18 protein-coding genes are annotated in these 25,009 nt (G+C 37.9%); 9 read left to right on the top strand and 9 right to left on the bottom strand.

Annotated features, from left to right (window positions below; all coding sequences use genetic code 11):
* Nucleotides 1-60 precede the first annotated feature (60 nt).
* The 4 genes from ACY650_RS16535 to ACY650_RS16520 are packed head-to-tail and all read left to right on the top strand — an operon-like array spanning nucleotide 61 to nucleotide 6,114.
* The gene (locus tag ACY650_RS16535; RefSeq protein ID WP_462249090.1) at nucleotides 61-1,908 is read left to right on the top strand and encodes a M61 family metallopeptidase; all 1,848 of its coding nucleotides are present in this window, start codon (nucleotides 61-63) and stop codon (nucleotides 1,906-1,908) included.
* Between the two features lie 42 nt (nucleotides 1,909-1,950).
* Nucleotides 1,951-3,294 (top strand): efflux RND transporter periplasmic adaptor subunit, encoded by a 1,344-nt coding sequence (locus tag ACY650_RS16530; RefSeq protein WP_462249088.1) that lies wholly within the window; start codon nucleotides 1,951-1,953, stop codon nucleotides 3,292-3,294.
* 2 nt (nucleotides 3,295-3,296) lie between these two features.
* A complete protein-coding gene (locus ACY650_RS16525) occupies nucleotides 3,297-4,673 on the top strand; it encodes an ABC transporter permease (RefSeq protein WP_462249086.1) in 1,377 nt (458 codons plus the stop codon).
* Nucleotides 4,666-6,114 carry a TolC family protein gene (locus ACY650_RS16520; protein WP_462249084.1) on the top strand — a complete coding sequence of 483 codons (1,449 nt, stop codon included), beginning with the start codon at nucleotides 4,666-4,668 and terminating at the stop codon, nucleotides 6,112-6,114. Before ACY650_RS16525 ends, ACY650_RS16520 begins: the two co-directional genes overlap by 8 nt.
* Before the next feature lie 3 nt (nucleotides 6,115-6,117).
* On the opposite strand, the gene ACY650_RS16515 is transcribed toward ACY650_RS16520, so the two are convergent.
* The 4 genes from ACY650_RS16515 to ACY650_RS16500 form a co-directional block, all read right to left on the bottom strand.
* The gene (locus tag ACY650_RS16515; protein WP_462249082.1) at nucleotides 6,118-7,215 is read right to left on the bottom strand and encodes a PAS domain-containing sensor histidine kinase; all 1,098 of its coding nucleotides are present in this window, start codon (nucleotides 7,213-7,215) and stop codon (nucleotides 6,118-6,120) included.
* 112 nt (nucleotides 7,216-7,327) lie between these two features.
* Nucleotides 7,328-7,672, bottom strand: a complete 345-nt coding sequence (locus ACY650_RS16510) for a hypothetical protein (RefSeq protein ID WP_462249080.1) — start codon at nucleotides 7,670-7,672, stop codon at nucleotides 7,328-7,330.
* A gap of 74 nt (nucleotides 7,673-7,746) precedes the next feature.
* Complete coding sequence (locus ACY650_RS16505; protein WP_462249078.1) at nucleotides 7,747-8,673, bottom strand: SDR family oxidoreductase; 927 nt, start codon at nucleotides 8,671-8,673, stop codon at nucleotides 7,747-7,749.
* A gap of 162 nt (nucleotides 8,674-8,835) precedes the next feature.
* Nucleotides 8,836-10,596, bottom strand: coding sequence for a sodium:solute symporter family protein (locus tag ACY650_RS16500; protein WP_462249076.1), 1,761 nt, complete (start codon nucleotides 10,594-10,596; stop codon nucleotides 8,836-8,838).
* A gap of 129 nt (nucleotides 10,597-10,725) precedes the next feature.
* Between ACY650_RS16500 and ACY650_RS16495 the strand changes: the two genes are divergently transcribed.
* Nucleotides 10,726-13,095, top strand: a complete 2,370-nt coding sequence (locus tag ACY650_RS16495; protein ID WP_462249074.1) for an ABC transporter permease — start codon at nucleotides 10,726-10,728, stop codon at nucleotides 13,093-13,095.
* 104 nt (nucleotides 13,096-13,199) lie between these two features.
* A complete protein-coding gene (hppD, locus tag ACY650_RS16490; protein ID WP_462249072.1) occupies nucleotides 13,200-14,324 on the top strand; it encodes a 4-hydroxyphenylpyruvate dioxygenase in 1,125 nt (374 codons plus the stop codon).
* Between the two features lie 49 nt (nucleotides 14,325-14,373).
* Here hppD and ACY650_RS16485 read toward each other — a convergent pair whose 3' ends face one another.
* Complete coding sequence (locus ACY650_RS16485; protein ID WP_462249070.1) at nucleotides 14,374-14,808, bottom strand: MarR family winged helix-turn-helix transcriptional regulator; 435 nt, start codon at nucleotides 14,806-14,808, stop codon at nucleotides 14,374-14,376.
* 126 nt (nucleotides 14,809-14,934) lie between these two features.
* Between ACY650_RS16485 and ACY650_RS16480 the strand changes: the two genes are divergently transcribed.
* Nucleotides 14,935-17,625 carry a hypothetical protein gene (locus ACY650_RS16480; RefSeq protein ID WP_462249068.1) on the top strand — a complete coding sequence of 897 codons (2,691 nt, stop codon included), beginning with the start codon at nucleotides 14,935-14,937 and terminating at the stop codon, nucleotides 17,623-17,625.
* Here the strand turns inward: ACY650_RS16480 and ACY650_RS16475 are convergent.
* Nucleotides 17,615-18,151: a dihydrofolate reductase family protein gene (locus ACY650_RS16475; RefSeq protein ID WP_462249066.1), complete on the bottom strand. Its 537-nt coding sequence runs from the start codon at nucleotides 18,149-18,151 to the stop codon at nucleotides 17,615-17,617. The two genes, ACY650_RS16480 and ACY650_RS16475, sit on opposite strands and share 11 nt — an antisense overlap.
* A 5-nt stretch (nucleotides 18,152-18,156) precedes the next feature.
* On the bottom strand, nucleotides 18,157-19,563 hold the full coding sequence (locus tag ACY650_RS16470) for an MATE family efflux transporter (RefSeq protein ID WP_462249064.1): 1,407 nt from the start codon (nucleotides 19,561-19,563) through the stop codon (nucleotides 18,157-18,159).
* A 435-nt stretch (nucleotides 19,564-19,998) separates the two neighbouring features.
* Here ACY650_RS16470 and ACY650_RS16465 point away from each other — a divergent pair, with 435 nt between their 5' ends.
* The gene (locus tag ACY650_RS16465) at nucleotides 19,999-20,997 is read left to right on the top strand and encodes a hypothetical protein (RefSeq protein WP_462249063.1); all 999 of its coding nucleotides are present in this window, start codon (nucleotides 19,999-20,001) and stop codon (nucleotides 20,995-20,997) included.
* 5 nt (nucleotides 20,998-21,002) lie between these two features.
* Here the strand turns inward: ACY650_RS16465 and ACY650_RS16460 are convergent, their stop codons facing one another.
* Together ACY650_RS16460 and ACY650_RS16455 are read right to left on the bottom strand one after the other, a co-directional pair.
* The gene (locus ACY650_RS16460) at nucleotides 21,003-23,048 is read right to left on the bottom strand and encodes a M3 family metallopeptidase (protein ID WP_462249061.1); all 2,046 of its coding nucleotides are present in this window, start codon (nucleotides 23,046-23,048) and stop codon (nucleotides 21,003-21,005) included.
* A gap of 81 nt (nucleotides 23,049-23,129) precedes the next feature.
* Nucleotides 23,130-23,600: a hypothetical protein gene (locus ACY650_RS16455; RefSeq protein WP_462249059.1), complete on the bottom strand. Its 471-nt coding sequence runs from the start codon at nucleotides 23,598-23,600 to the stop codon at nucleotides 23,130-23,132.
* A gap of 219 nt (nucleotides 23,601-23,819) precedes the next feature.
* Between ACY650_RS16455 and ACY650_RS16450 the strand changes: the two genes are divergently transcribed.
* The gene (locus ACY650_RS16450; RefSeq protein ID WP_462249057.1) at nucleotides 23,820-24,959 is read left to right on the top strand and encodes a cystathionine gamma-synthase; all 1,140 of its coding nucleotides are present in this window, start codon (nucleotides 23,820-23,822) and stop codon (nucleotides 24,957-24,959) included.
* Nucleotides 24,960-25,009: the final 50 nt, after the last annotated feature.

The following is a 25,009-nucleotide window of genomic DNA, read 5'->3' as shown; positions in this document are numbered from 1 at the left end:
GAACAATAGGGGTTTTTTTGTGCTTTATAAATCTGCACAATATTTGCTCGCAAACTCATTATGAAAAAAATATTTCTAACTATTCTGGTTGCATTAGTAACCTTTGCTCAAGCGCAAGATCGCTACAGCATCAACATTGATCTTACAAAAACATCAAACGATAGATTACCTATCCAAATTGAAGTTCCTTCAATAGATCAGGAGGAAGTTGAATATCACATGCCAAAGGTCGTACCTGGCACATACAGTATTTCTGATTTTGGAAGATTCGTTGATGACTTCAAAGCATTTGACTCTGAGGGGAATGAGTTGGAAGTAGAAAAAATCTCAACAAACAGATGGAATATTAAAGATGCCACCAAGTTGAAGAAGATTACTTACTGGGCCGAAGATACATTCGATGATTTTTCTGGTTACGGTAGTAATCGCGTTTTCGAGCCAGGAGGTTCAAGTATAGAAGCTGAACGTGATGTGTTTGTGATTAATACATTTGGTTTTATCGGTTACATCGATGGATACAAATTCAAGCCATTTAGTTTAACCGTAGTTCATAATGAAAAAATTCAGGGAGCTACTTCATTGGTAAAAGAATCCTCTACTCCTACCTCGGATACATATACCGCAGATAATTACAACTTCTTGGCAGATGCACCATTGATGTATTGTGCCCCTGATATTGTAAGCAAAGAGATAGCCGGAGCTAATGTGCTTGTCTCTGTTTACTCACCCAACAAAGTACTTTCAGCTGCTGACGTAATGGACAATATTGATGAGCTTATGGAAGCTCAAGCGGAATATCTTGGCGGAACTTTGCCCGTAGATAGATATGCATACTTGATCTACCTTCTAGACAACAGATCAATATCTGGAAGCTTTGGAGCATTAGAGCATTCATATTCATCGCTCTATTCTTTACCAGAAATGGATCCGCAAAGAATCAGTCAGACAGTGAAAGATGTTGCCGCACATGAATTCTTCCACATCGTAACCCCACTTAATATTCATTCAGAAGAAATTCATGACTTCAACTACATCGAACCTGAGATGAGTCAGCACCTATGGCTCTATGAAGGCGTGACCGAATATGCGTCTCAGCATGTTCAGGTTAAATATGGTCTTTACGAACTCGAGGATTTTCTTGGCGAAATGAGAAGTAAGATGAATCAGCAGGAACAATACAATGTTGACATCCCTTACACAGAATTCAGCGAAAACATATTAGAACCCAAAAATGAGCGTAGGTATGGAGATGTATATGCGGGCGGTGCGCTAATCGCTTGGTGTCTTGATCTAACAATTATTAATTCTACAGATGGAGAAAAAGACCTTCAAGCAGTACTAAGAGAACTTGCTAAGCAATATGGACCAATGAAAGCGTTCAAAGATGAAGAGCTCTTTGATGAAATCGAAAAATTAACGAATGGTGAAGTACGGTCCTTTCTAGATTCATATGTAGGTGGAAGTGATAAATTACCATATTCCGAAATACTTGGTTTGGCAGGATTCAACTACTCTGCAGAAAGCGATGAGATGGTAATTACAGCAGGTAGATTCATCCCCGACTTAAATGAAGATCAAGAAATTTATGTAGCCTCAATAGATCAAATGAACGATTTTGGAAAGGACTTAGGTCTGCAAGAGGGGGATGTATTGCTATCATGGCATGGAAATAATGTAACAGTCGAAACTTTTTCTGATGTAATACAATCCTACTATAGTGAAGCAGAAGCTGGAGATAAAGTAACAGTTATTGTGAGACGAGAAGTGAAAGGAAAAACCAAAGAGGTCAAGCTGAAAGCGAAAGCTAAGAAGGTGAAATCTTCTCAAAAGCATATGCTGACAGAAATTGAAAATCCAACTCCAGAACAAGCTTCAGTTAAAGAAATCTGGCTTGGCACCAGTAACTAATTTGAATTATCAAGGTATAATAACAATACAGACCTAAAAGCTATGAAGAGAAACAATAAAATTGCGCTCATTAGTGGAGTAGCCGTGATAGCTATTCTAGTCCTGGTTTTTTCCGGGAATTCATCTGATTCTACTGCTGAAGTTGTGGTTGAAGTAGAACAAGGAGAGTTTGTCATAGATATCATGACTTCCGGTGCATTAGATGCTAAGAACTCGGTTCCAATTAAAGGGCCTACAGGTCTTCGTAACTATCGAATCTGGAATGTTACGATACAACACATAATTGATGAAGGTACTGTCGTTCAAGAAGGCCAATACGTGGCTAGATTAGATCCCTCAGAGCTTACAGGAAAAATTAAAGATGCCCAGTTAGATGTTGATGAAACACAATCGCAGTTTACTCAAACTAGACTTGATACTGCACTTACTATGCGCCAAGCTCGAGATGAGCTCATCAACCTGGATTATGCTGTGCGTGAAAAACAGCTAACACTGGATCAATCACAGTTCGAACCCCCGGCCACTATCCAAAAAGCCGAAATAGAATTAGAAAAAGCTAAAAGATCTCTAAAGCAGGCGAAAGAGAACTATGAAATTAAGCGCCAACAAAACGTTGCTAAAATGCAAGAAGCTTCAGCTGAGCTTAGAGGCGATAAGAATGAACTAGAAGGTCTAATGAAACTTTCGCAAAGCTTTACAATTCTTGCCCCTCAAAGTGGTATGCTTATCTATAAGAGAAATTGGGATGGCAAACCCGTTAAAGAAGGTTCTCAGGTAAGTGCCTGGGATCCTGTAGTAGCAACACTTCCTGATTTAAGTAAAATGTTATCCAAGACTTACATTAACGAAGTAGATATTCGAAAAGTAAAAGCAGGTCAAGATGTTGAGATCGGATTTGATGCATTTCCAGATAAAAAACTTAAAGGAAGGGTAACCAAAGTTGCCAATGTAGGCGAACAAAGACCTAATTCAGATGCAAAGGTTTTTGAAGTGGAAATCGAGGTATTTGGAACTGATCCACTATTAAAGCCTGGCATGACAACAAGCAATAAAATCATTACGAAGACTGTTGAGGAAGCACTTTTCGTGCCGCTTGAAACCCTTCATTCTCAGCATGATTCCATTACTTATGTGTTTAAAAAGTCGGGCGGAAGCACGATCAAGCAAGAAGTTATAATTGGCGATGCCAACTCCGAAAATGTTCACATTATCGCTGGGTTAGAAGTGGGCGATAGAGTCAACTTATCCTCTATCAAGGGCATGGAGAATGATGATGTTGAACTTTTACCAGAAATGGATGGTAAGCGCAACAAAAAAGAAGAGGTAGTTGAAGCGCCTCAGCCTAGTTTGCCACAAATGCCAAAAGGCCGCAGAGGCAGAAACTAAAAATGGATAAGGATAGAATCTTAGCCAATCTATGGATTGCTATAGAAGCGGTCCTGGCAAATCGCGTTAGGTCCATTCTTACGGCCTTAGGCATCATATTTGGTGTTGCTGCCGTTATAGCAATGCTTGCAATTGGAAACGGTGCACAACAAGAAATTCTGGAGCAGATAAAACTTGTGGGAGTTAATAATATAATTATTGAACCAATTGTAGAACAGACGGAAGAGAATCTCGCGGATGATGAGACCGAAGCAAAAGAGAAAAAGAAGTTCTCGCCTGGACTTACTCTTGAAGACAAAGAGTCAATCAGAAGGATTATACCAGGCGTTGAAACAATCAGCCCTGAAATTCTATTAGAAACTTACATAATCAAGAATGGAATAAGAAGGTCAGCAAAATTAGTTGGCGTCGAGCCCTCCTACTTTGACATTTTCAATTTCACATTGTCTGATGGTAAGATGTTTAATGAAGTACAACTTTCCAAAGGAGAAGCAGTATGTATCATCGGAAAATCCATAAAAGCAAAGTTCTTTCCATCCGAGAATCCGATCGGTAAGATGATAAAGTGTGGACCCAACTGGCTAAAAGTCATCGGCGTCTTAGATGAGAGATATATCAGCGAAAGCAGTATTAGCAAACTTGGAATCCGTGATTATAACATGGATGTATATACACCTTTGCAAACAATACTTATACGCTATAAAAATCGAGCAATGTTAACTGAAGAGATGATACAAGGAGCGAATAGAGGCTCTGCCGGTTTCGTTGTGTTCGGTGGCGGAGGTGGTGGCGGAAATACTGATGACGCTCCTGCACCAGCTATTAATTATCACCAGTTGGATAGGCTCGTTGTTCAGGTGGCGGAGACGGAAAAGCTTAACCCTACTGCCGATGTAATTGTGCGAATGCTTGAGCGAAAGCACAATGAAGTAGTTGATTATGAAATTGAAATCCCAGAATTACTACTCAAGCAACAGCAGCGCACTAACGATATCTTCAGTTATGTTCTTGGTGCTATTGCAGGTATTTCACTCATTGTTGGTGGAATTGGCATCATGAATATCATGCTAGCATCTGTTTTGGAGCGCATAAAAGAAATTGGACTTAGACTTTCTATTGGTGCTAAAAAAGCAGACATCATTAATCAATTCATGTTCGAATCAATGATGATTAGCATTAGCGGCGGATTCATTGGAATCATCCTGGGAGTAATAATGGCGTCTGCCGTTAGTCGATTTGCCGATATCCCTACCGTTATTTCATTTGGCTCCATTTTAATCTCTTTTGGAGTCGCCACAGCTATCGGATTGATTTTCGGTATTGCACCAGCAAGAAAAGCAGCTTTACAAGATCCTATTACCTCACTTAGATATGAATAAAATATTTACCGGAGTATGTTTGATCGCATGCTCCTTCATAGCACAAAGTCAGCAAGTGTACTCCCTGGAGAACATCATAGGCTTAGCACAGCAACAGTCACCTCAGGCAAAACAAGCAGAGACAAGGAAAGAAAATAGGTTTTGGCAGTATCGGCTATTTAAGGCAGATCTTAATCCCAGTCTTGTGATCAGTGGTGAAGTTCCAGGATATACTAGATCTTTTGGTCCTGTTGAGCAAAATGATGGTTCTTTCCAAGTTCAATCGATTCAAAGATCTAATGCCTCGGTAGGACTTGGACTAAGACAACCTATAGCATTTACTGGAGGGCTTATTTCAGTTAACTCTTCATTAAATAGAGTGGAAAACTTCAGATTGGATACTAGGGATTTCAATAGCACCGTAGTAAACATCCAACTCAACCAACCAATTTTTGCATTCAATCAATTTAAATGGGACAAAAAAACAGAGCCCATTCGATATGAAGAATCCAAACGAAGCTATGTTGAAGAGATGGAGTTTGTTTCAAGAACGGCTGTACAACGATTTTTTGACTATTTAGATGCACAGGTGAATTTTCAAATAGCAGAATTTAACCTAGCCAACAATGACACCATTTATAACATTGAAAAAGGTCGTTATAATATTGGAACTGCATCGGAAGATAAACTTTTGCAAGTTGAGCTACAGTTATTGCGATCGCAACAAGATTTAGCACAAGCTGAACTGGATCTACAAACTTCCCGGCTAGGGTTACGAACCTTTATTGGACTAAATGAAGGAGAAAATTTCAATCTTCTATTACCCGAATCTATTCTAGAATTTCCTGTCAGTGAACAGATAGCATTACAATATGCAAAAGAAAATCGAGCCGATTTTATAGCTTTTGAACGTAGGCGAATAGAAGCCGATGCACAAGTAGCTGAGGCTCGTGGACAGCGCTTTCAAATGAATCTCAATGCTTCATTCGGCCTCAATGGTGCAGGAAATACTTATCAAGAATCTTTTCAAGACACTCAAGATCAACAAATCGCTAATATTGGATTAAGCATACCAATAGTTAATTGGGGACGTAATGAGGCAAGAATGAAAACAGCTTTAGCCAATAAACAATTAACGGATTATGTAATAGCACAGGAAGAGCAAAATTTTGAACAAGAAATCATCACCCAAGTAAGACAACTTGATGTTTTAAGACAGCAAATTGAAATCTCAAAGAAATCTGACGAGGTAGCTCAGAAAAGGTACGAAGTGGCTCAAAACAGATACCTTATTGGTAAAATTGATATCACGAATCTCAATATTGCATTAACTGAAAAGGACACAGCAAAAAGAAGTTATATCAGTGCATTAAGAAGCTATTGGATTGCCTACTACGACCTAAGAAGGTTGACACTTTACGACTTTGCAAATCAAGAGCTGCTCTACACTATTGAGGATTGATTTTTACGATGCAGATAATGGGAGGGTAAAGTAAAACGTAGCTCCCTCCCCTTCCTTACTTTCCACTTCAATGGATCCTCCTTGAGATTCTATAAAGTCAGCGGATAGCATCATTCCCAAACCAGTACCTCCTTCTCCTTTCGTTCCTTCTTCACTATCGACAATCGCAGAAAATAACCTACCTGCTTTCTCAGTGGACATTCCTTTTCCGCTGTCAGCAAACTTGAATTTCTGAAATCCGTCAATAATTTTTTCCTCAGAATGAATACAGATAGTACCACCATCAAACGAAAATTTAATGGCATTGGAGAATAGATTCCTTATCACCATTCTTACACCATTCTTATCTCCCTTTATTGATAATTCATCAGGAAAATCAAGAATCACCTTTAAGGACTTATGAGATATCTGATCCTCAAATAAATGAATAACTTCATTTACAATTTCGCTGAATTGAAAGTGTTCATATTGTACTTCTTCGCCTTTAAGTTGTGTAGTGGTCCAACCCAGTAAATTATCCAACATAGATTTTGTAGAGTTGAGCCTGACTGTCATCATAGGGATTAAAGATTTGATCTGCTCAAAGTTTGTTTCATCATCAGCTAACAATTCTAAAAAATTGTTGACAGCATTGATTGGAGATCTTAAATCATGAGAGACTACTGAGAAAAGTTTGTTTTTAAAACTATTGGCGTCTTCTAATTCTTCGACTGCTTTCTCAAGAGATTCCTCCATTAACTTATGACGTGTATTATCATGAGCATTGACCACAACAGCCCTCTCGCCCTCAATCTCAATTGGCGAATATGACACACTAAAAAATCTTCTTCCTTGATCTAGATCAAACCAATCTTCATACCTAACTATCTCATTGCTTTTCAGACATTTATCAAAATTAGGTTTGACTAATTTCTGAAAATGATCTTCTCCTAGCAGTCTTTTAATTTTAAGACCTTCAATCTCATTGGCTTTTCTACCAAATCTTCTAGCGTAAGTTTCATTTACGGCTAGGTATGTATAGTCTGAACTTGCAATTGATAAAAAGTCTGTAGTAGAATCAGCAATTACCTCATGCAATTTCTTTCTCGAAATCCCCTTCATTTAATACATTGTGGTGACTGAGTATTATAAGGAAATTGCTAAAAAAGGTTTTAGCTAAAGTGGTGAATGTCGTTTCCTTTGCAAAGGAAATCGCATCTGATAATAATTAGTTTCAAAAAAGCCCTAAAATATCCATGTCATGCTTTACATAAGCAAACACGAAGAAAATCAATACAAAAGCTATCAAAAAGCCTATTAAGAAACCTTTCTTTTTATTCTTCCCCAGGTCTTTGCTCTTTTCCAAATAACTCTTAGAAAATTTCTTTACATACAGACCAACAAAACCAAAAACAGGAACAAAAACAAAGACTGTAACCAACATATCAATTAAGACTGATAGCATCGATTGTTCAGGGTAGTAGTCTTTCACAAATCCAATAATTAAAAAATTAATTATTGAAGCCACCAAGACTGAAATAATTAATAGACCATATTTGGTCATTACTCTTAAATCCATAAAAATCTAATTACACTCAAATAATATACATCAATGAAGCTAGTGCCTTTATAACATGAATTGTTAACAATCATTTATAATTTCAATTTTCTCATTCCTTTGAAATATAACCACATCATTTTCAGCTTTGACCCGCCTTTCTTACGACCCATTTCCATTGCATCCCAAAGCTCTTCTGGAATTGCCTCCAAGCCATTAAACTCACCAGCACCCATCAGCCACTCGCCCCCATCAATTGTGATGACTTCTCCATTGATATAGGCAGAATAATCCGACACTAAGTAGGCAGCGAGATTAGCAAGCTCTTGATGATCTCCTACTCTTTTAAGTGGAACCTTAGTAGCAGGATCATATTTCTTTTTCAAATTTCCAGGCAATAATCTATCCCAAGCACCCTCCGTAGGAAATGGACCTGGAGCTATTGCATTGCTTCGAATACCATACTTAGCCCATTCTACAGCTAGCGATCGTGTCATAGCTAATACACCACTTTTGGCGCATGCTGAAGGAACGACATATCCTGAGCCCGTCCAAGCATAAGTAGTAACTATATTTAATATGTTGCCCTTCTTCTTGTTGTCTATCCAATCTTTACCCATCGCTAAGGTAAAATTGTAACTACCCCTTAAGACAATATCTACTACTGTATCGAAAGCACGATGTGAAAGCCTTTCGGTCGGACTAATAAAATTTCCTGCTGCATTGTTTAACAAAACATCAACTCCACCAAACTTCTCTTTAGCCTCATTGATCACACGCTCAACCTGCTCGTATTCTCTAACATCACATGCTACGCAATGAACAGGATAACCTGTTTTATCAGTTATCTCTTTGGCTGTTTCTTCAAGCACTTCCATTCTTCTACTGGTGATTACCAGATTAGCACCAAGTTCTGAAAAATAGGAACCCATTGACTTTCCTAAACCAGTTCCTCCTCCTGTGACAATTATAGTTTTACCCTTTAAAGACTCTGGGCTGAGCATTCCTTGCGTATGATTCATTCGAAATAGTTTGCTAAGCAATATAGCCAAAGGAGCATAAAAAAAGAGGCGTCCTGATGGAGCCTCTACATTTGGCAGTGAATAGAGCGGTGAGTATCTAGATTCAAAGTACTCAACTTATCAATTGATAATCAATACCCACTTTTGGGTATTTTTCACTTTTCACAATTTCTTAACATTCCACCATCGAAAGATCAAATACATAGCAAAAGCAAAGACAGCTAACATTACAATTGCGAGAATTGTCTTGCCATAAATGATACTTCCAATTCCAAAAAGTGCTGAATAAACACCTATGGTGCCAATGAATACACTCAGAAGGCTTGTTACCAACGATGATTCACCAACGTTTTCAAATCGTTTCCATCCTATTCCTGGCTGAATTTTAGATACAAAGTCTTGCAATTTCTCATCGGATTCTGGCTTAGTCAATAAAGTAGTAATGATCCATACTATTGTTGTAACGCTAGTACCAATAAGTAATTTGGCAGTAAACCCGTCGATGTACTGTCCTGCAAGCATCTCATCGGGAACCCACAATACCAAAATAAATGCATTGACAGTTGCAACGGTCATCCCTACAATTTCAGTGATTGCATTGATTCTCCACCAAAACCATCTAAAGAGGAAGATGGCTCCAGTTCCTGCTCCTGACAACAATAAAATACTAAAGGCTTGTGAAGCATTTTCCATAATAGTTAATGCCATGACTCCAGCAATAAGCATCAGGATAATTGTTGAAATCCTTCCAACGTTGACCAATTCCTTCTGACTAGCATCTGGTTTAATAAACCGGTGATAAAAATCATTAACTACATATGAAGAACCCCAATTTAGGTGGGTGCTAATTGTAGACATATAAGCAGCGATCAAAGATGCTACCACAAGCCCAAGCCATCCTGGAGATAATAAAGTCAACATGACTGGATAAGCAATATCGTCACCTAAATACTGTTCGTTGATTTCTGGAAAAGCCACCTTAATTGATTCTAAATCAGGAAATAGAATTAACGACGCCAAACCAACCAAAATCCATGGCCAAGGTCTTAGTGCATAGTGTGCAAAGTTGAAAAATAATGTTGCCCCAACTGCGTGCTTTTCATCCTTGGCCGCAAGCATTCTTTGTGCAATGTAACCACCTCCACCAGGCTCTGCACCAGGATACCATACAGACCACCATTGTACTGCCAATGGAATAATAAACATAGAAACAACCAACGAAGTATTTTCTAGGTCTGGAATAATATTAAGCTTTCCGCTAAGCGATTCATTGTTAATCAACGCTGTCAGTCCACCTACATCCGGATGAGTAACCGCCACATAAGCTGCATAAACTGCACCAATAATAGCTATGCTAAACTGAAAGAAATCTGTCCAAATAACACCCTTAATTCCTCCAAGAGCTGAATACGCTGCAACTACAACAGAAGCAATTACCACAGTATGTAAAGGCGCTAATCCAAACAGAATAGATGAAATTTTGATCGCTGCAAGCGTTACTGACCCCATAATCAGGCAGTTGAAGAATATCCCCAAATACAGTGATCGAAATCCTCGTAAAAATGAAGCAGCCTTGCCACCATATCTTAACTCATAGAACTCAAGATCGGTAAGCACGCCTGATCTTCTCCATAATCGTGCGTAAATGAAAACTGTAATCATACCTGTAATTAAGAATGACCACCATAACCAGTTTTTAGCTACCCCTCCTTCCCTGACGAATCCAGTAACCAAATTTGGAGTATCTGCAGAAAAGGTCGTTGCAACCATAGACACTCCCAGCAACCACCAAGGCATCGATTTTCCAGCTAGGAAAAATTCAAGAGAACTTTTACCAGCTGTTCTACTAGCCGCTATTCCAATTAAAAGTACAACAATGAAAAAGGCTGCGATTATCAACCAATCAAATGAGGTGAGGATCATGTTCAACTATTTATAAGGCATGAAAATAAATCATCCCTATGTAACTATCTCTAACAAGCCAAGTATTTCCTCCATATGCAACTATCGTCTGTAAAAAAATCATTATAGTAATTACAACCTCTCCTCGACATGCTTAAAAACTTTTTCCTCATCTCACTAAGAAATCTTAAGAAGAATGGACTTTATTCTGTTATCAATATTTCAGGATTATCCATAGGTATTGTATGTAGCGTATTGATACTACTATGGGTAGTTAATGAAGTATCTTTTGATAAGTTTCTTCCAAAGTATGATAGGCTATATCAGGTCTGGGCAAGCTCAGATTTTGACAATAAAATCAACAATTGGGCCTCAGTTCCTCTACCTACATATGAGGAAATGAAGGTTATCGACAGCAACGTGAAGAACTCTGTAGTTGCTGGCTGGGGTAATCCTAGACTCCTTAGTGCTGGAGACGTCAGAGTTATTAAGGATGGATATTATGTGAGTGAAGAATTTTTGGAAATGTTTGAATTTCCGCTAGTCGCTGGATCTCACAAGGAGGCCTTGAAAGATCCAATGTCTATTGTCCTATCCGAATCTCTAGCCAAAATCTTGTTTGGCAATGAAGATCCAATAGGCAAACAAGTGAAGCTTTCTGACGAAGGTACACTTCAAGTATCTGCAATTGTCAAAGACATACCTGAAAATTCAACCTTTCAATTCGACTATTTAGCCACATGGAAATACCGAGAATCAGTAAATGAATGGGTAAAGGATAACAAAACAAACTGGGGCAATTATTCCTTTCAGGTTTTTGTAGAACTAAACGACCCATCACGGGAAGTTGACGTTGAACATAGCATTCACGACTTACTTATAGAAAAGGATGGCGAAGATGGATTAGATAAACACCTTTTCCTACACCCTATGAAAGACTGGAGGCTCAAAACAAACTGGAATGATAAGGGAGAACAAACTGGAGGACGAAATGATTACGTTCAACTTTTCACATCAATTGCTATTGTAATACTCATCATTGCGTGCATCAATTTTATGAATCTAGCAACGGCGCGTTCTGAAAAAAGAGCAAAGGAAGTGGGTATTAGAAAAAGTCTAGGAACTAGCAGAAAAAGACTTATTTATCAATTTATCAGTGAATCCATTTTTATAACATTCATTGCATTTGTTTTTGCAGTGATACTCACCGAACTAGCACTCCCCTCCTATAATAATCTTGTCGACAAGGAGCTATTTATAGACTATACAAGCATCTATTTCTGGCTTTCTTCAGTAGGAATAGTTTTGATTTTGGGAATCATTGCAGGCAGTTACCCAGCCTTCTACTTATCCTCATTTAGACCCGCGCAAACATTAAAAGGAACAATTAAGGTAGGCAAAGGAGCTACAACACCTCGCAAAGTTTTGGTAATAACTCAATTTGCATTTTCAGTTGTACTAATGATCAGCACTATCGTTATTTTTCAACAGATTAATCTCGTTAAAAATAGAGACCTTGGATATCAACAAGAGCGACTAATTGCGGTTGAAACAACCAATGATCTTCGAGATAACTATGACGTATTGAAACAAGAGCTTCTTGCTTCAGGCTTAGTTGAATCAGTCACAAGATCAAATTCTCAAATTACGCAAACCAATTCGCACAACTTCCTTGGATGGCCAGGTAAGCCAGAAGATCAGCGAGTTATCTTCACAACTATTACCACTACTTATGACTATGCAAAAACAATGGGCATTGACATATTAATGGGAAGAGAGTTTTCTAAAGATTTTGCGAGTGACTCTAATGCAATAGTTATTAATAAGGCAGCACTTGAACTGATGGGATTGGAAGATCCAATAGGAACTAATCTTGATCTTTGGGGTGATAAAAAGAAGTTAATCGGTGTTGTTGATAATGTTTTAATGGGATCACCATATGAACCAGTCCAGCCGATGTTTATGATTCTTGAAGACTGGGGAGGTTTTATTTCTGTAAGAGTAAAAGAAACCAATGATCTGCAACGCACAATGGCAGATATAGAACAGATATTCAATACACACAATCCAGCATACCCATTTGAATACAACTTTGCTGATGTAGAATTTCAAAGAAAGTTTACTACAATCAATCTTACGCGTAAACTAGCAAGTCTGTTCGCTACATTGGCAATGATCATTACAGGCCTTGGTTTATTTGGATTGGCCTCATATACTGCTGAACAAAGAATTAAAGAAATTGGTATCAGAAAGGTGTTAGGTGCAACTGTAACAAGTCTAATGAATTTAATGTCGAAGGACTTTGCCAAGCTTGTCATGATTTCTATATTCATAGCTATGCCAATTGCCTGGTATTTGATGGATTCATATTTGGATCGCTATTCAATACGGGTAAACGTATCGTGGTGGATCTTCCCAATCGTCGGCGCTATCGTTTTGATTTTTGCAATTGCGATTGTATCTGAACAAGCACGCAGAGCTGCAAAAGTTAATCCAGTGAAGTCCCTCAGAAGTGAGTAATACTCATTTAAAGAATTCTTGTAATGGCTTACTAAACACGATTCTTTTGAAATGGTGTATATAAACATTAATTTTGTTGTTTAAACAACTAAATTAAAATCACCATGGAAACGGCCACTTTACCCAATACACAGGAGGCACAAGATTTCATGCCTATCAATGGTACGGACTACCTTGAGCTCTATGTAAGCAATGCTAAACAAGCTGCTCACTATTATAAGTCTGCATTTGGATTCAAATCATTGGCTTATGCCGGATTGGAGACAGGATCTACCGATCGAGAATCTTACGTTGTTGTCCAAGACAAAATTAGATTGGTGCTCACTTCACCACTAAAAAGTGGAACTGCCATTGGAAAGCATATTGATAAACATGGTGATGGAGTTAAAGTAACAGCTCTTTGGGTTGATGACGCAACAAAGGCATATAATGAAGCTATTTCTCGTGGCGCAAAATCTTTCGTGGAACCTAACACCATCGAAGATGAAAATGGAAAAGTTGTTCAATCTGGGATTCATACCTACGGAGAAGTAGTTCATATCTTCATCGAACGAAATGACTATAATGGAATATTCTTACCTGGTTTCAAAGAATGGAATACACACTACGATCCAGAGCCTGTTGGTTTAAAATTTGTTGACCATATGGTAGGTAATGTAGAATTAGGTCAGATGAATGAGTGGGTCAAATTTTACGAAGAAGTAATGGGTTTTACTCAAATCATGTCATTCGACGACAAAGACATTTCTACTGAATATACTGCACTGATGAGTAAGGTAATGAGCAATGGAAATGGAAGAATTAAATTCCCTATCAACGAGCCTGCTCCAGGTTTAAAGAAATCTCAAGTAGATGAATATTTGGAATTCTACGAAGGAGCTGGTGTTCAACACATTGCTGTCGCCACAGATAACATCATTCAAACTGTCACGGATTTAAAAAACAGAGGTGTAGAATTCCTCAAAGTACCAGATACATACTATGATGTATTATCTGAGCGAGTTGGGCAAATCGATGAAGATATTGACGCGCTCAGACCGCTGGGTATTCTTGTAGATAGAGATGATGAAGGATACTTACTTCAAATTTTCACAAAAACAGTTCAAGCGAGACCTACTATGTTCTTCGAGATAATTCAAAGAAAAGGAGCAACGTCGTTTGGTAAAGGGAATTTTAAAGCACTTTTCGAAGCGCTGGAACGCGAACAAGAGCTTAGAGGAACACTTTAAGATCGGACTTAAACACTTATTCAAAGGGACTCTTGGAGTCCCTTTTTTATTACTCTTCCGCACTGGTATAGTTGGTGAATACTTTATCTAATGTCGAAATCAAAGTCTCGTATTCTTCATCACTCAAATTGGTCCATCCAAGTTTTCGTGATTCATTTACGGCTGGTGTAGCCTTTTCAATAATTGCCCTACCATTTGAAGTAATTGAAACGTGATATTTCCTTCCATCTGCTTGATCAGGTATACGCTCCACTAAATTCTTTTTTACGAGTAAATCGACGATTCGCGATACTGTTGGCTTGTCTCGAAAGCTCATACTGGCCAATTCAGTTTGATACATATCCTGTTCATTTAGCTTCGCAAGGATCACCCATTGCTCAGGCGTAATATCCACATTGGCTCTTTTAAACCTGTTAATCAAATCTTGACGGACAACTTTATATGTTCTATCAATAAATGATCCTAGTTCTTTATACTGAGACATAATAGCTAATATATCAAATTCCAGAGCCCTAGATATTATCAATCTTATTAAAAAAAGAAATACAATAAGGCTTCAGCGTTCTAAATGGAGAATATCTAGCTTATTTTTGGGCAATAACCTATCAATTTGAAGAAACTATTAATCTCTTTAGCGATACTACTTCTTGGTGGGGCAGGATACTTTACTTATGATAAGTGGGTAAAGCATTCGGACCTAACAAGTTGGAGTTTTATTCCAGCCGACGCAGCTATAGTCATTGAGACCAATCTCACCGCCAATCTTAAGGAATTTCGAGGATATCCAATTTCATCAATATTGGATGAATCATCAGGGTTTGAAAACTTCAGAAGTGGTTTAGCATTTTTAGATTCCATAAATGGTAATGGAGGATTTTCAGCTATTTTCAAGAACGCACCGGTAGTGGCTTCCTTACACAGGGTATCAAACACAGATCTTGATTTTTTATTTGCTATTCAACTTCAGAACATATCGCAAAACACCTTTGCAAATGCAGCAATAGGTCGGTTAAAAGAAAATGGATTCAGGTTTAAGACCAGAAATTACAATGATTTTAAGATCAGCGAGATATCCAAAGGGAGCAAAACGTTGACATTCATTTTTTATAAGAATTTTTTTCTTGCAAGTTTCACTCCATATCTAGTAGAAGACGCCATACGAGCTGTTAGCGAATCCGAAATCAACGCCTTCAAAGATGAGTTTGCAGAATGGTTAGATGCCGATTCCAATGGGCTTGGATCCATCTATGTGAACTACAACAAGTTTGGTGAGTTGATAGGTGCTTTTACAGGTAAATCCATGGACTTGCCCCTAATTGCAGGTGATTATGATTTACAACTAGACTCTTCTTTCCTTCAACTCTCTGGATTTTCACATGCGGTAGATGGATGGATGACAACTCACACCCAACAGTCCGCAAATTTTGAAATGGCGGAAATCGTTCCAGAAAACACCTCTTACATTTATCATATCACTTCTACTTCGTTTTCAGAATGGAAGGACAAGCAAATAAATTATTTAAGAGATCAGAATGAGAAGATCAAAGACTATCAAGACAGTCTCAAACAGCTTTACGATTTTAATGCTGACCAGATATTTGATCTTTTAGATAACGAGATTGGTATCGCAAGCCTTGAATCTCCAAGAACTAGAGATAGCCACAAACTTCTCTTTTTAGAAGTCAATAATGCTAAAGAATCATTGGATTTTTTCAGCCTGTTAACTGAGCGAATCGCATTGTCAAGAGGTGATACAGTTTATGCAGAATCTTATAGTGAAAATGAGATCCGTTTTCTTCCAATAAGTGAATTTCCATCAACCATACTAGGTGAATTGGCTGATGGATTTGATCAATGTTTTTATATGGGTTATCGCAATTATCTAATTTTCTCAAACGATCTAGAATCCCTAAAAAAACTCATTATTTCAATTCAGAATGAAGATACCTGGGGTAAGTCCATTCAAATGAATGACTTCTTGGCAAGAGCAAATAACAGTGCTAATGTTAGCCTTTTTGTAAACATTCCAAGGGCATGGAGCACAATTCAAACTGAACTTAAATCAGAATGGAATGACCATTTCACGAAGAATGCTTCTATCTATAAAACCATGGATATGGCAGCATTCCAATACAGCTACCTCGATGGGAAGTACTTTACAAACTTCACCTTCTCTCAGCCTGTAAAAAAATCAAAAAGAATACCGAAGACCAATGCAAACAATGGCCTTCAGTTTGCAAGTCGGCTTACTTCAAAACCATTCCTTTTGAGATCGCATTCCCATAAAGACTTTGATATCTTTTTGCAGGACAGCACAAACACCATTTATTACTTGGACCCCAATCAAAATGCACTGTGGTCTCAGAATGTAAATGATCAAATCGTAAGTGAGGTCTATCCTATTGACTATTATAAGAACGGTAAAATACAATATGCCTTTGCAACGAAATCTGAAGTTCATATCATAGATCGTACTGGATCTTCAATCCCTGGATATCCGAAAGCATTGTCAAACAGTGTTATCATTGATCACTTTAGTTTAATCGATTACGATAAAAGCAGAAACTACAGGTTGGCAATCACAGATACCGATGGAAATGTTTACTTAACGGATAAAGATCTAAATCTATTAGAAGGATGGAATCCTAAAAATCTGGAGAGAAGTGGTCACTTACCCCTCAATCATGCTCGACTTGGTAGATCGGATATTATGATTTCACTCCAATCAAGCGGAATCATCAATGTTATGAATAGAAGAGGACAATTTCTTAATGGATTTCCTTTTGACACTAAACAAGACTTAAGTGCAAACTACTTCCTAAGAAAGTCAAATTCATTATCAAATTCCTCCATTACAATTGTGTCATCTGGTGGTGAGTTAACTGAATTAAGCCTTGAGGGAGACGTCATTAAAAGAGATCAGCTTATCAAAACGAGTGCTGACTCAAAATTCAGACTGATTCCAGATCGAGGTGCCAACTCATTTATTATCATAAGAAATGAAGGCAATACCTACGATGTGTTGGATGATACTGGAAATTTGCTCTTCCAAAAAGATTACTTGTCTGATGGCCCAATTCTTATACAGTATTATCAGTTTGGAGCTGGTAAAGACCTTGTTATTTTCACTGATACGAGCAACCAAGCGCTTTACATCTATGACAAATCCGGGAATCTTGTAACCGGCAACCCGCTAAATTCGAAACATGAAATAAGTTTGATTTACTCCAGTGCAAAAAGAGAATTCCAGGTCTTCACCACTTGGGGATCAAACCTGGAACTCTATAGCTTCAACTATTAACTGCTTGATAGCTGACTATCTGATGACCATCTGCATAAGATTGATTGTGGAGCACTTTCAATTTGCTTGATATGGTATAATTACCAAACAATCGTATTCCGTCTCCAAGAATGATTGGATTGATTTTCAAACGAATTTCATCAATCAGTCCATTCTTCATCAACCATCCAGCAAACATCCCTCCTCCACATAGATAAATATCACTACCAATGTCATTCTTTAGCTGTTTGACACGTTCTATTTCCAATGGTACGACTTCTACTTTTTCTCCTAGCTTCTCAGCCGGTAAGCCATTTGAAAACACATAGTGATCCATATTTGGGTAAGCTGCATCACCAGGCTTCATACCAAATTGATACCCAAACTCATAAGTATTTCTCCCCATGATCACCGTATCAAATGATTCTAAATCATAGGAATATTGATCAACAAACTCTCCTTCCATTTCAAACATGCTGATATCATCATTTTTACCAGCAATATATCCATCTAAGGATGTTGCAACGTAGTAGATAATTTTCCTCATATCACTCAAACTTGTTTGGTTTTCCACTTACCACGTTTGAACAATACAATTGCAATTACAGCATAAAGGCTGTGGCAAAAAGCTATGCAGAAAAACGCACCATTTGGTCCCCAATCATAGACAATAGACAAAACGTAAGCCATTGGAATCTGGATTAGCCAGAATACAACAAGGTTGATCCAAAGAGGCGTCATCGTATCACCAGACCCGTTAAACGCCTGTCCTATCACCATACCATAAGCAAAGAATATATATCCAAAACATATAATTCTTAGGGCACTTATAGCTGTCTCCAACACAACACCCGATTGGTTGAATACTGCTAACACTTGATCTGAGAAAATTGAAAAAATGGTTGCCACTATTATTAAGAAAATGGTGTTCCACTTGGCTGTTCTCCAAACTGAAGTTTCAGCTCTTTCCGGACTTTTAGCCCCTAGGTTTTGTCCAACCAATGTAGCCGCTGCATTTGCCATTCCCCAAGAAGGAAGCAGTGTGAAAACAATTACCCTAAATGCCAATTGATATCCAGCAACTGATTCAGTCCCAAATTCAGCTATAATTCGAACAAGAAAGAGCCAACTTAAAGTTTCAACCAAAAATTGACCTATTCCTGCGGACCCTATCTTGATTATTTCGACTAGGGTTTTAATCCGAATCACGAAGTTTTTGATCGTGAGCTTAATCAAGGAGCTTCCATTGAATATATGGACCAACTGATAAATTACACCGATAGTACGACCTGTAGTTGTAGCAACAGCAGCCCCATCTACTCCCATTGCAGGAATCGGTCCCAGACCGAAAATGAACAATGGATCCAGTATCATATTTAAAAAATTGGCCAATAGAAGTGACTTCATAGCAATAGATGCATTGCCTGCTCCTCTAAAGATGCCATTGATTAGAAATATTAGGATTATACTGAGATTACCAGCATACATTATTTTGGTATAGCCGACTCCCTCTTCAATCAGATCTGATTCTCCGCCCATCAAACGAAGAATGTCTTCTGCAAAAAAGAAACCGAAAACGCCGAAAAAGATTCCGACACCAATAGATAGAACGATTGCCTGAAAACCAGCATCTGCGGCCCTGCTTAATCGCTTTTCACCCACACGTCTTGCCACAATCGCTGTTGCAGCCATGCTCAGCCCTACTGCTAGTGAGTAAATGATCATTAAGGGTGTTTCTGTCAAAGCAACAGTAGCTATTGCATTAACGCTTATTCGAGAAACAAAAATCATGTCAACAACTGCAAATAATGATTCACCAACCATTTCAGCAATCATTGGAATCGATAGCAAAATAATCGCTCGATTAATGCTTCCCGTTGTAAATTCTGTTTCTTCCCCTTTTAGTGCAGAAACAAAGAGTTTGTAAACTCTGGATATAGAGAATGATTCTTTCGTCATTTCTAAATGAAATTAAAATGTGACGGCAAATGCATTAAAAACAGCATTGCCTTGAAATTGTAATGTGAAATACGGATAGTTGAGATACCCTGCCTTGGGGTTACCCTCTTATTCTTGAGGGCGTATTATTAACAATCTCCACGGATAGAATCATAAGAATGCAATAGTAGTACATTTTTTCAATTATGAAGGTTAAGATTTTAGGATTTCATTGCTATAAATTTGAATTTCTTTGTTTACTTCAAAATTGCCTCGAAGATTATGATATGAATAAAATTTGCATTTTAATTGGTTTTCACACCAAAAAAACAACCCTCACCATGGTATTTATAGTCAATAACTAAGTCGATATATTCATCCTATTAATTTAGAAACAGAGCGATAATCTTCAAAAAATACAATTCATATCTGAAGAATTGATTATTTTGGCACCTCATGGAACATGATTACAGCCTGCTAGTAGAGAACCTTAAGGGTAGAAGGTACGATGAAGCCCTGCGCGAACCCGTACTTTCAGATGCCTTTTTTCAGTCCGGATACGACGAATGTTTGCTTTATACCTTGGAGTCAATGGTTGAAATTGACGCTGCATATGCTTATAAAGTGTACGCCAACTCTCGGAAAATTCATGAAATCATAGCCAAGTCATTAAAAAAGAGAGGTTACGAAGTGGACTACAGATATCAGGGTGCACTTAAAACCTACTCGAATGTATTACTATATGGCGATGTGGAGATAATCGTTATTAAAAAGAATCTCTCTAATAAACCTCACAGGGAAATTCAGACACTCTCCATGGATCTCATGGATATCCTTACCAAGGAAACACATTTCAAGACTGTAGACTTTAGTGATAAAACGCGTATTAGAATTACTGCTCAAAAGCCTACTTGCGAAATTGATGTGCTTCCATCTTTATGGGTTAACAGTGCCGAGTACGTAAAAACAAAGAATGAAATCTATCGTGGAATAGCAGAGTTTGACTTTGCGAATAAGAAGGTTAAGAAGTACTTACCATTCCTAAATATTGCTCGGTTTAATTCTCGAGATCAACATACTAATGGAAACTTGAAAGCGCTTTCAAGACTCCTTAAGACATTAAAGGCCGATTCAAGTGAGCGTATTGATTTGAGGGATTCTGAAATTAATTCCATGCTCTATAACATTCCGGAACTAGAATTGTCTGTTCCACAAAACAAGGTGCTATCTCTACTTCCCAAAGTGGCAATCTTACTTGATAAATTGAGTATAGACTCAAAATATTTTAACGAGATGCTTTCACCTTCTGAAAAAGACAGGATCTTCGGAGGTCGTCCTGAAAAGCAACAAGAAATAAGAAAACTCAGTGCATCACTAAATACACTTATTACTGATGTTAAAAAGAGTCTTAGTGATCAAAGCAAAAGCATAGATTCTGAGATTTCTTATTTATAAAAAAGCTAAGAAACTAAACCAGCTCTATTCAACAAAGCTTCAGCCGTTGGCTCTTTTCCTCTAAAATTTTTATAGAGCGTCATTGGATGATCCGTACCCCCTTGACTTAAAATGTTGTTTTTAAACGAATCTGCAGTCTTCTTGTCAAATACTCCATTTTCCTTAAATACAGAAAATGCATCAGCATCCAATACCTCAGCCCATTTATAACTGTAGTATCCAGCAGCATAACCTCCAGCAAATATGTGACTAAACTGAACACTCATGTTCGTTCCATCAACATTAGGAAAAAGCTCAGTTGGAGCGAAAGCTTCTCTCTCGAATGCACCTACATCAGAAAGTGAATTAGCATCAATTAGTGACTGGCTATGCCATGCCATATCAAGCAATCCAAAACTAATTTGTCTGACTGTCGCATAAGCTTCGTGATAGGTAGAAGACCTTTTGATTCGATCAACTAAATCCTCAGGTATTAGCTCGCCGGTTTCATGATGTCTGGCAAAAAGATCAAGACATTCCTTTTCGTAACACCAATTCTCCATTATTTGTGATGGGAGTTCTACAAAATCCCAATAAACACTGGTTCCCGAAAGGCTTTGGTATTTAGTATCAGCAAGCATACCATGCAAAGCATGTCCAAATTCATGAAACAAAGTCTCAACTTCATTAAACTTCAATAATGATGGATGGCCTTCGGATGAAGGAGTGAAATTACACACTATACTTACCTGAGGGATTGTTCTTTCTTCTCCATCATATTTCTGCCCCCTATAAGAAGTCATCCAAGCACCTCCTCTTTTCCCATCTCTTGGAAAGAAGTCTGCAAGAAATATCGAAACCACCTTTCCTTGTTCATTCAACACTTCATAAGCTTGAACATCTTTATGGTAAACTTCTAGATTTTCATTCGGTCTAAATGATATTCCATATAGTTTTTCTGCCGTTTCGAAAACTCCATTTATCACATTCTCGAGCTTGAAATATGGCTTAACAAGTTCATCATCGAGCTCATACTTTTCTTTTCTTAGCTTCTCTGAGTAATATGACCAATCCCACCTTTGCAGTATGATATCTTCACCTTTGGATTTAACAAACTCCTTTATCTCTTCTACTTCTTCCTTCGCTTTTGGAAGGCTCTTTTTTAATAAGTCTTCTAGAAAAGAGATAACCTTATCTGGTGATTCAGCCATTCTTTGCTCTAGTACATAATCAGCAAAAGTTTCGTATCCCAAAAGAGAAGCTAGCTCTGCTTTGAGTCGTACGGTTTTTAAGATTAATTCTTGATTGTCCCTATCACCTCCTTTGAAGCATTTACACATATACGCTCGATACATCTGCTCACGCAATGAGCGATTATCGGCATATTCCATAAATGGAATGTAACTAGGCGCTTGTAATGTAAAAATCCATGAAGACTCCTTCCCTTTCTTTATTGCCAGTTCTTTAGCTCGGGCAACAACATCACCAGGTAGTCCGAAAAGATCACTTTCATCATCCAGTACCAGCTCAAAGTCATTTGTTTCCGCAAGCACATTTTCAGAAAATGAAAGAGAGAGTTTTGAAAGCTCAATGCTTATTTCTTTAAATCGTGTTTTCTTTTCTCCTTCTAGCTCAACACCTCTTCTAACGAAATCAAAATACGTTTCATTAAGAAGCTTGATCTCCTCAGAAGTAAGGTTCAAAGAATCCTTAGATTCATAAACCACTTTGACTCGCTTAAATAAATCCTCATTTTGTTTCACCTCGCTATTAAACGCTGAGAGCTTAGGTGACACAACTTGTGCTATCTTCTGCAGTTGATCACTTGTTTCCGCTGAATTTAAGTTGAATAAGATAGATGAATTTCTCTGTAGGTGTTCGCCACTGTTTTCTAGTGCTTCAATTGTATTCGAAAAAGATGGAGCATCAGAATTTTCAATGATTTTTTGAATCTGCATTTTGGCTTCAGCCAAGGCGCTTTCAATACCCTCTTCGTAGTGAGCGGATTCAATTTGAGAAAATGGAGGCATCTCGTAGGATGTCTTAAAAGGAGATAATAAAGGATTTGGCATCTACTGGTATTTTATTTAGTCCAAAGGGATGCCAAAGGTATTCTAAATGGATGTGAATAAATAGGTGAAAATCAATCGATATTAGTGAGTTTCTGAAGGTCTAATGTGATGTCCTTTCACCCAATCAAATCGATTAAATTCAAGCAGTCTTGTTTCTGTTTCATCATTAAAAATCTCCTCAATTACAATGAAGTGTCGATGCTTATCAGGAGCAATATATCCGAGCAGAATGTATTCCCACTCATTACCATCCCACAAAAACTTCAATATATGAGCCGAGATAATATCTTCTCCATGGCTATAGTCAGCTATTAACTTCTCTCTCTCTTCATCTGAGTCAACATATTCAGCTTTGCGTTCCCATACTTCATTGTTATTGATATAAGCGTGGATAACTAAACTACCATCGAGTTTTGTATGGTCATGCTCGTGTTTGATTTTGAAATGATCAAAAGAGTGGACTTGAGGGTCACTGACGTAGTAGCCTGTAAAAAACTGTGCAGTAAGACTGCTAGTAGCTGCTAACAGTATTAGGGTGAATACGGTTCTCATTGCTATTTTTTTGAAGGGTGAATCAAAAAATTAAATAGCGGTTGAAGACTCAAGGATATTAATATTTTAAGATAAAAGCTGAGTAAAATCTATTGAGCCTTGTATGATTTCGATAAAACCAAGAATTCACTCAACTAAACCCTTATTGCCCATATTTTTAGAGCAGGAACTTAATTAATAAATTGGCTCTTTCACTTGAAACAGCAAACAATCAATTAAATGAAATTCGCAACTAAAGCGCTTCATGCGGGCATAGAACCAGACCCATCTACCGGAGCGATTATGACTCCAATATTTCAAACTTCCACCTATGTGCAGGACGGACCTGGAATCCATAAAGGATATGAGTACGCCAGAACACACAACCCTACTAGAGATGCGCTAGAGAATAATATTGCTGCTTTAGAAAATGCAAAATTTGGAAGATGTTTTGCATCAGGTATGAGTGCTACGGAAACTGTTATCAAAACCTTACGACCTGGTGATGAAGTAATAAGTACTGGTGACTTATACGGCGGTAGCTTTAGGCTTTTTACACAAATTTTTGAAGCGTTTGGTATCAAATTCACATTTGTGGACATGAGAGACCCTCAAAAAGTTGAAGAAATTATAAATGAGGAAACCAAATTAATATGGGTAGAAACGCCAACGAATCCGCTGCTCAATATAATAGACATTGAAAAAATTAGTGCTATCGCACATAAACACGGAGCAAAGGTTGCTGTTGATAACACGTTCGCCTCTCCCTATCTTCAAAATCCCTTAAACCAAGGTGCAGACATCGTCATGCATTCAGTAACAAAATACATTGCAGGACATTCAGATGTTATTATGGGCTTCCTTGGTACTAATGATCCTGAAATCGATAACGCTTTTGGATTTATTCAAAATTCAAGTGGCGCAGTACCAGGCCCTCAGGACTGCTTCCTTGTTCTTAGAGGAATAAAGACGCTTCATTTAAGGATGCAGAGGCATTGTGAAAATGGAGAAGTTATTGCTAACTATTTAAGAAATCATCCCAACGTAGAGAAAGTATATTGGCCTGGATTTGAAGATCATCCAAATCATGATATTGCTAAAAAACAGATGAATGGTTTTGGAGGAATGATCTCTTTTATGCAGAAAGAGGACACTATCGAACAAGCCGAATCAACCCTAAGTAAATTCAAGTTGTTCAGCTTAGCAGAATCACTAGGGGGTGTAGAATCTCTTGTTGGACATCCCTCTGGCATGACTCATGCAAGCATTCCAAAAGAAAAAAGAATTGTTGGAGGTCTCACCGATTCATTAATTAGACTTAGTGTTGGAATTGAAGATGTTGATGATTTAATAGCTGATCTTAAGCAGGCTATAGAGTAATTGATCGCAATAAATCATTCACTTTTAGGTTCATTAGATTGATTAACCAA

This window comes from Ekhidna sp., assembly GCF_963691765.1.
GTDB lineage: Bacteria > Bacteroidota > Bacteroidia > Cytophagales > Cyclobacteriaceae > Ekhidna.
Note: the sequence above shows the minus strand (reverse complement) of the source record. Positions and strands in the feature narration are given on the sequence as shown.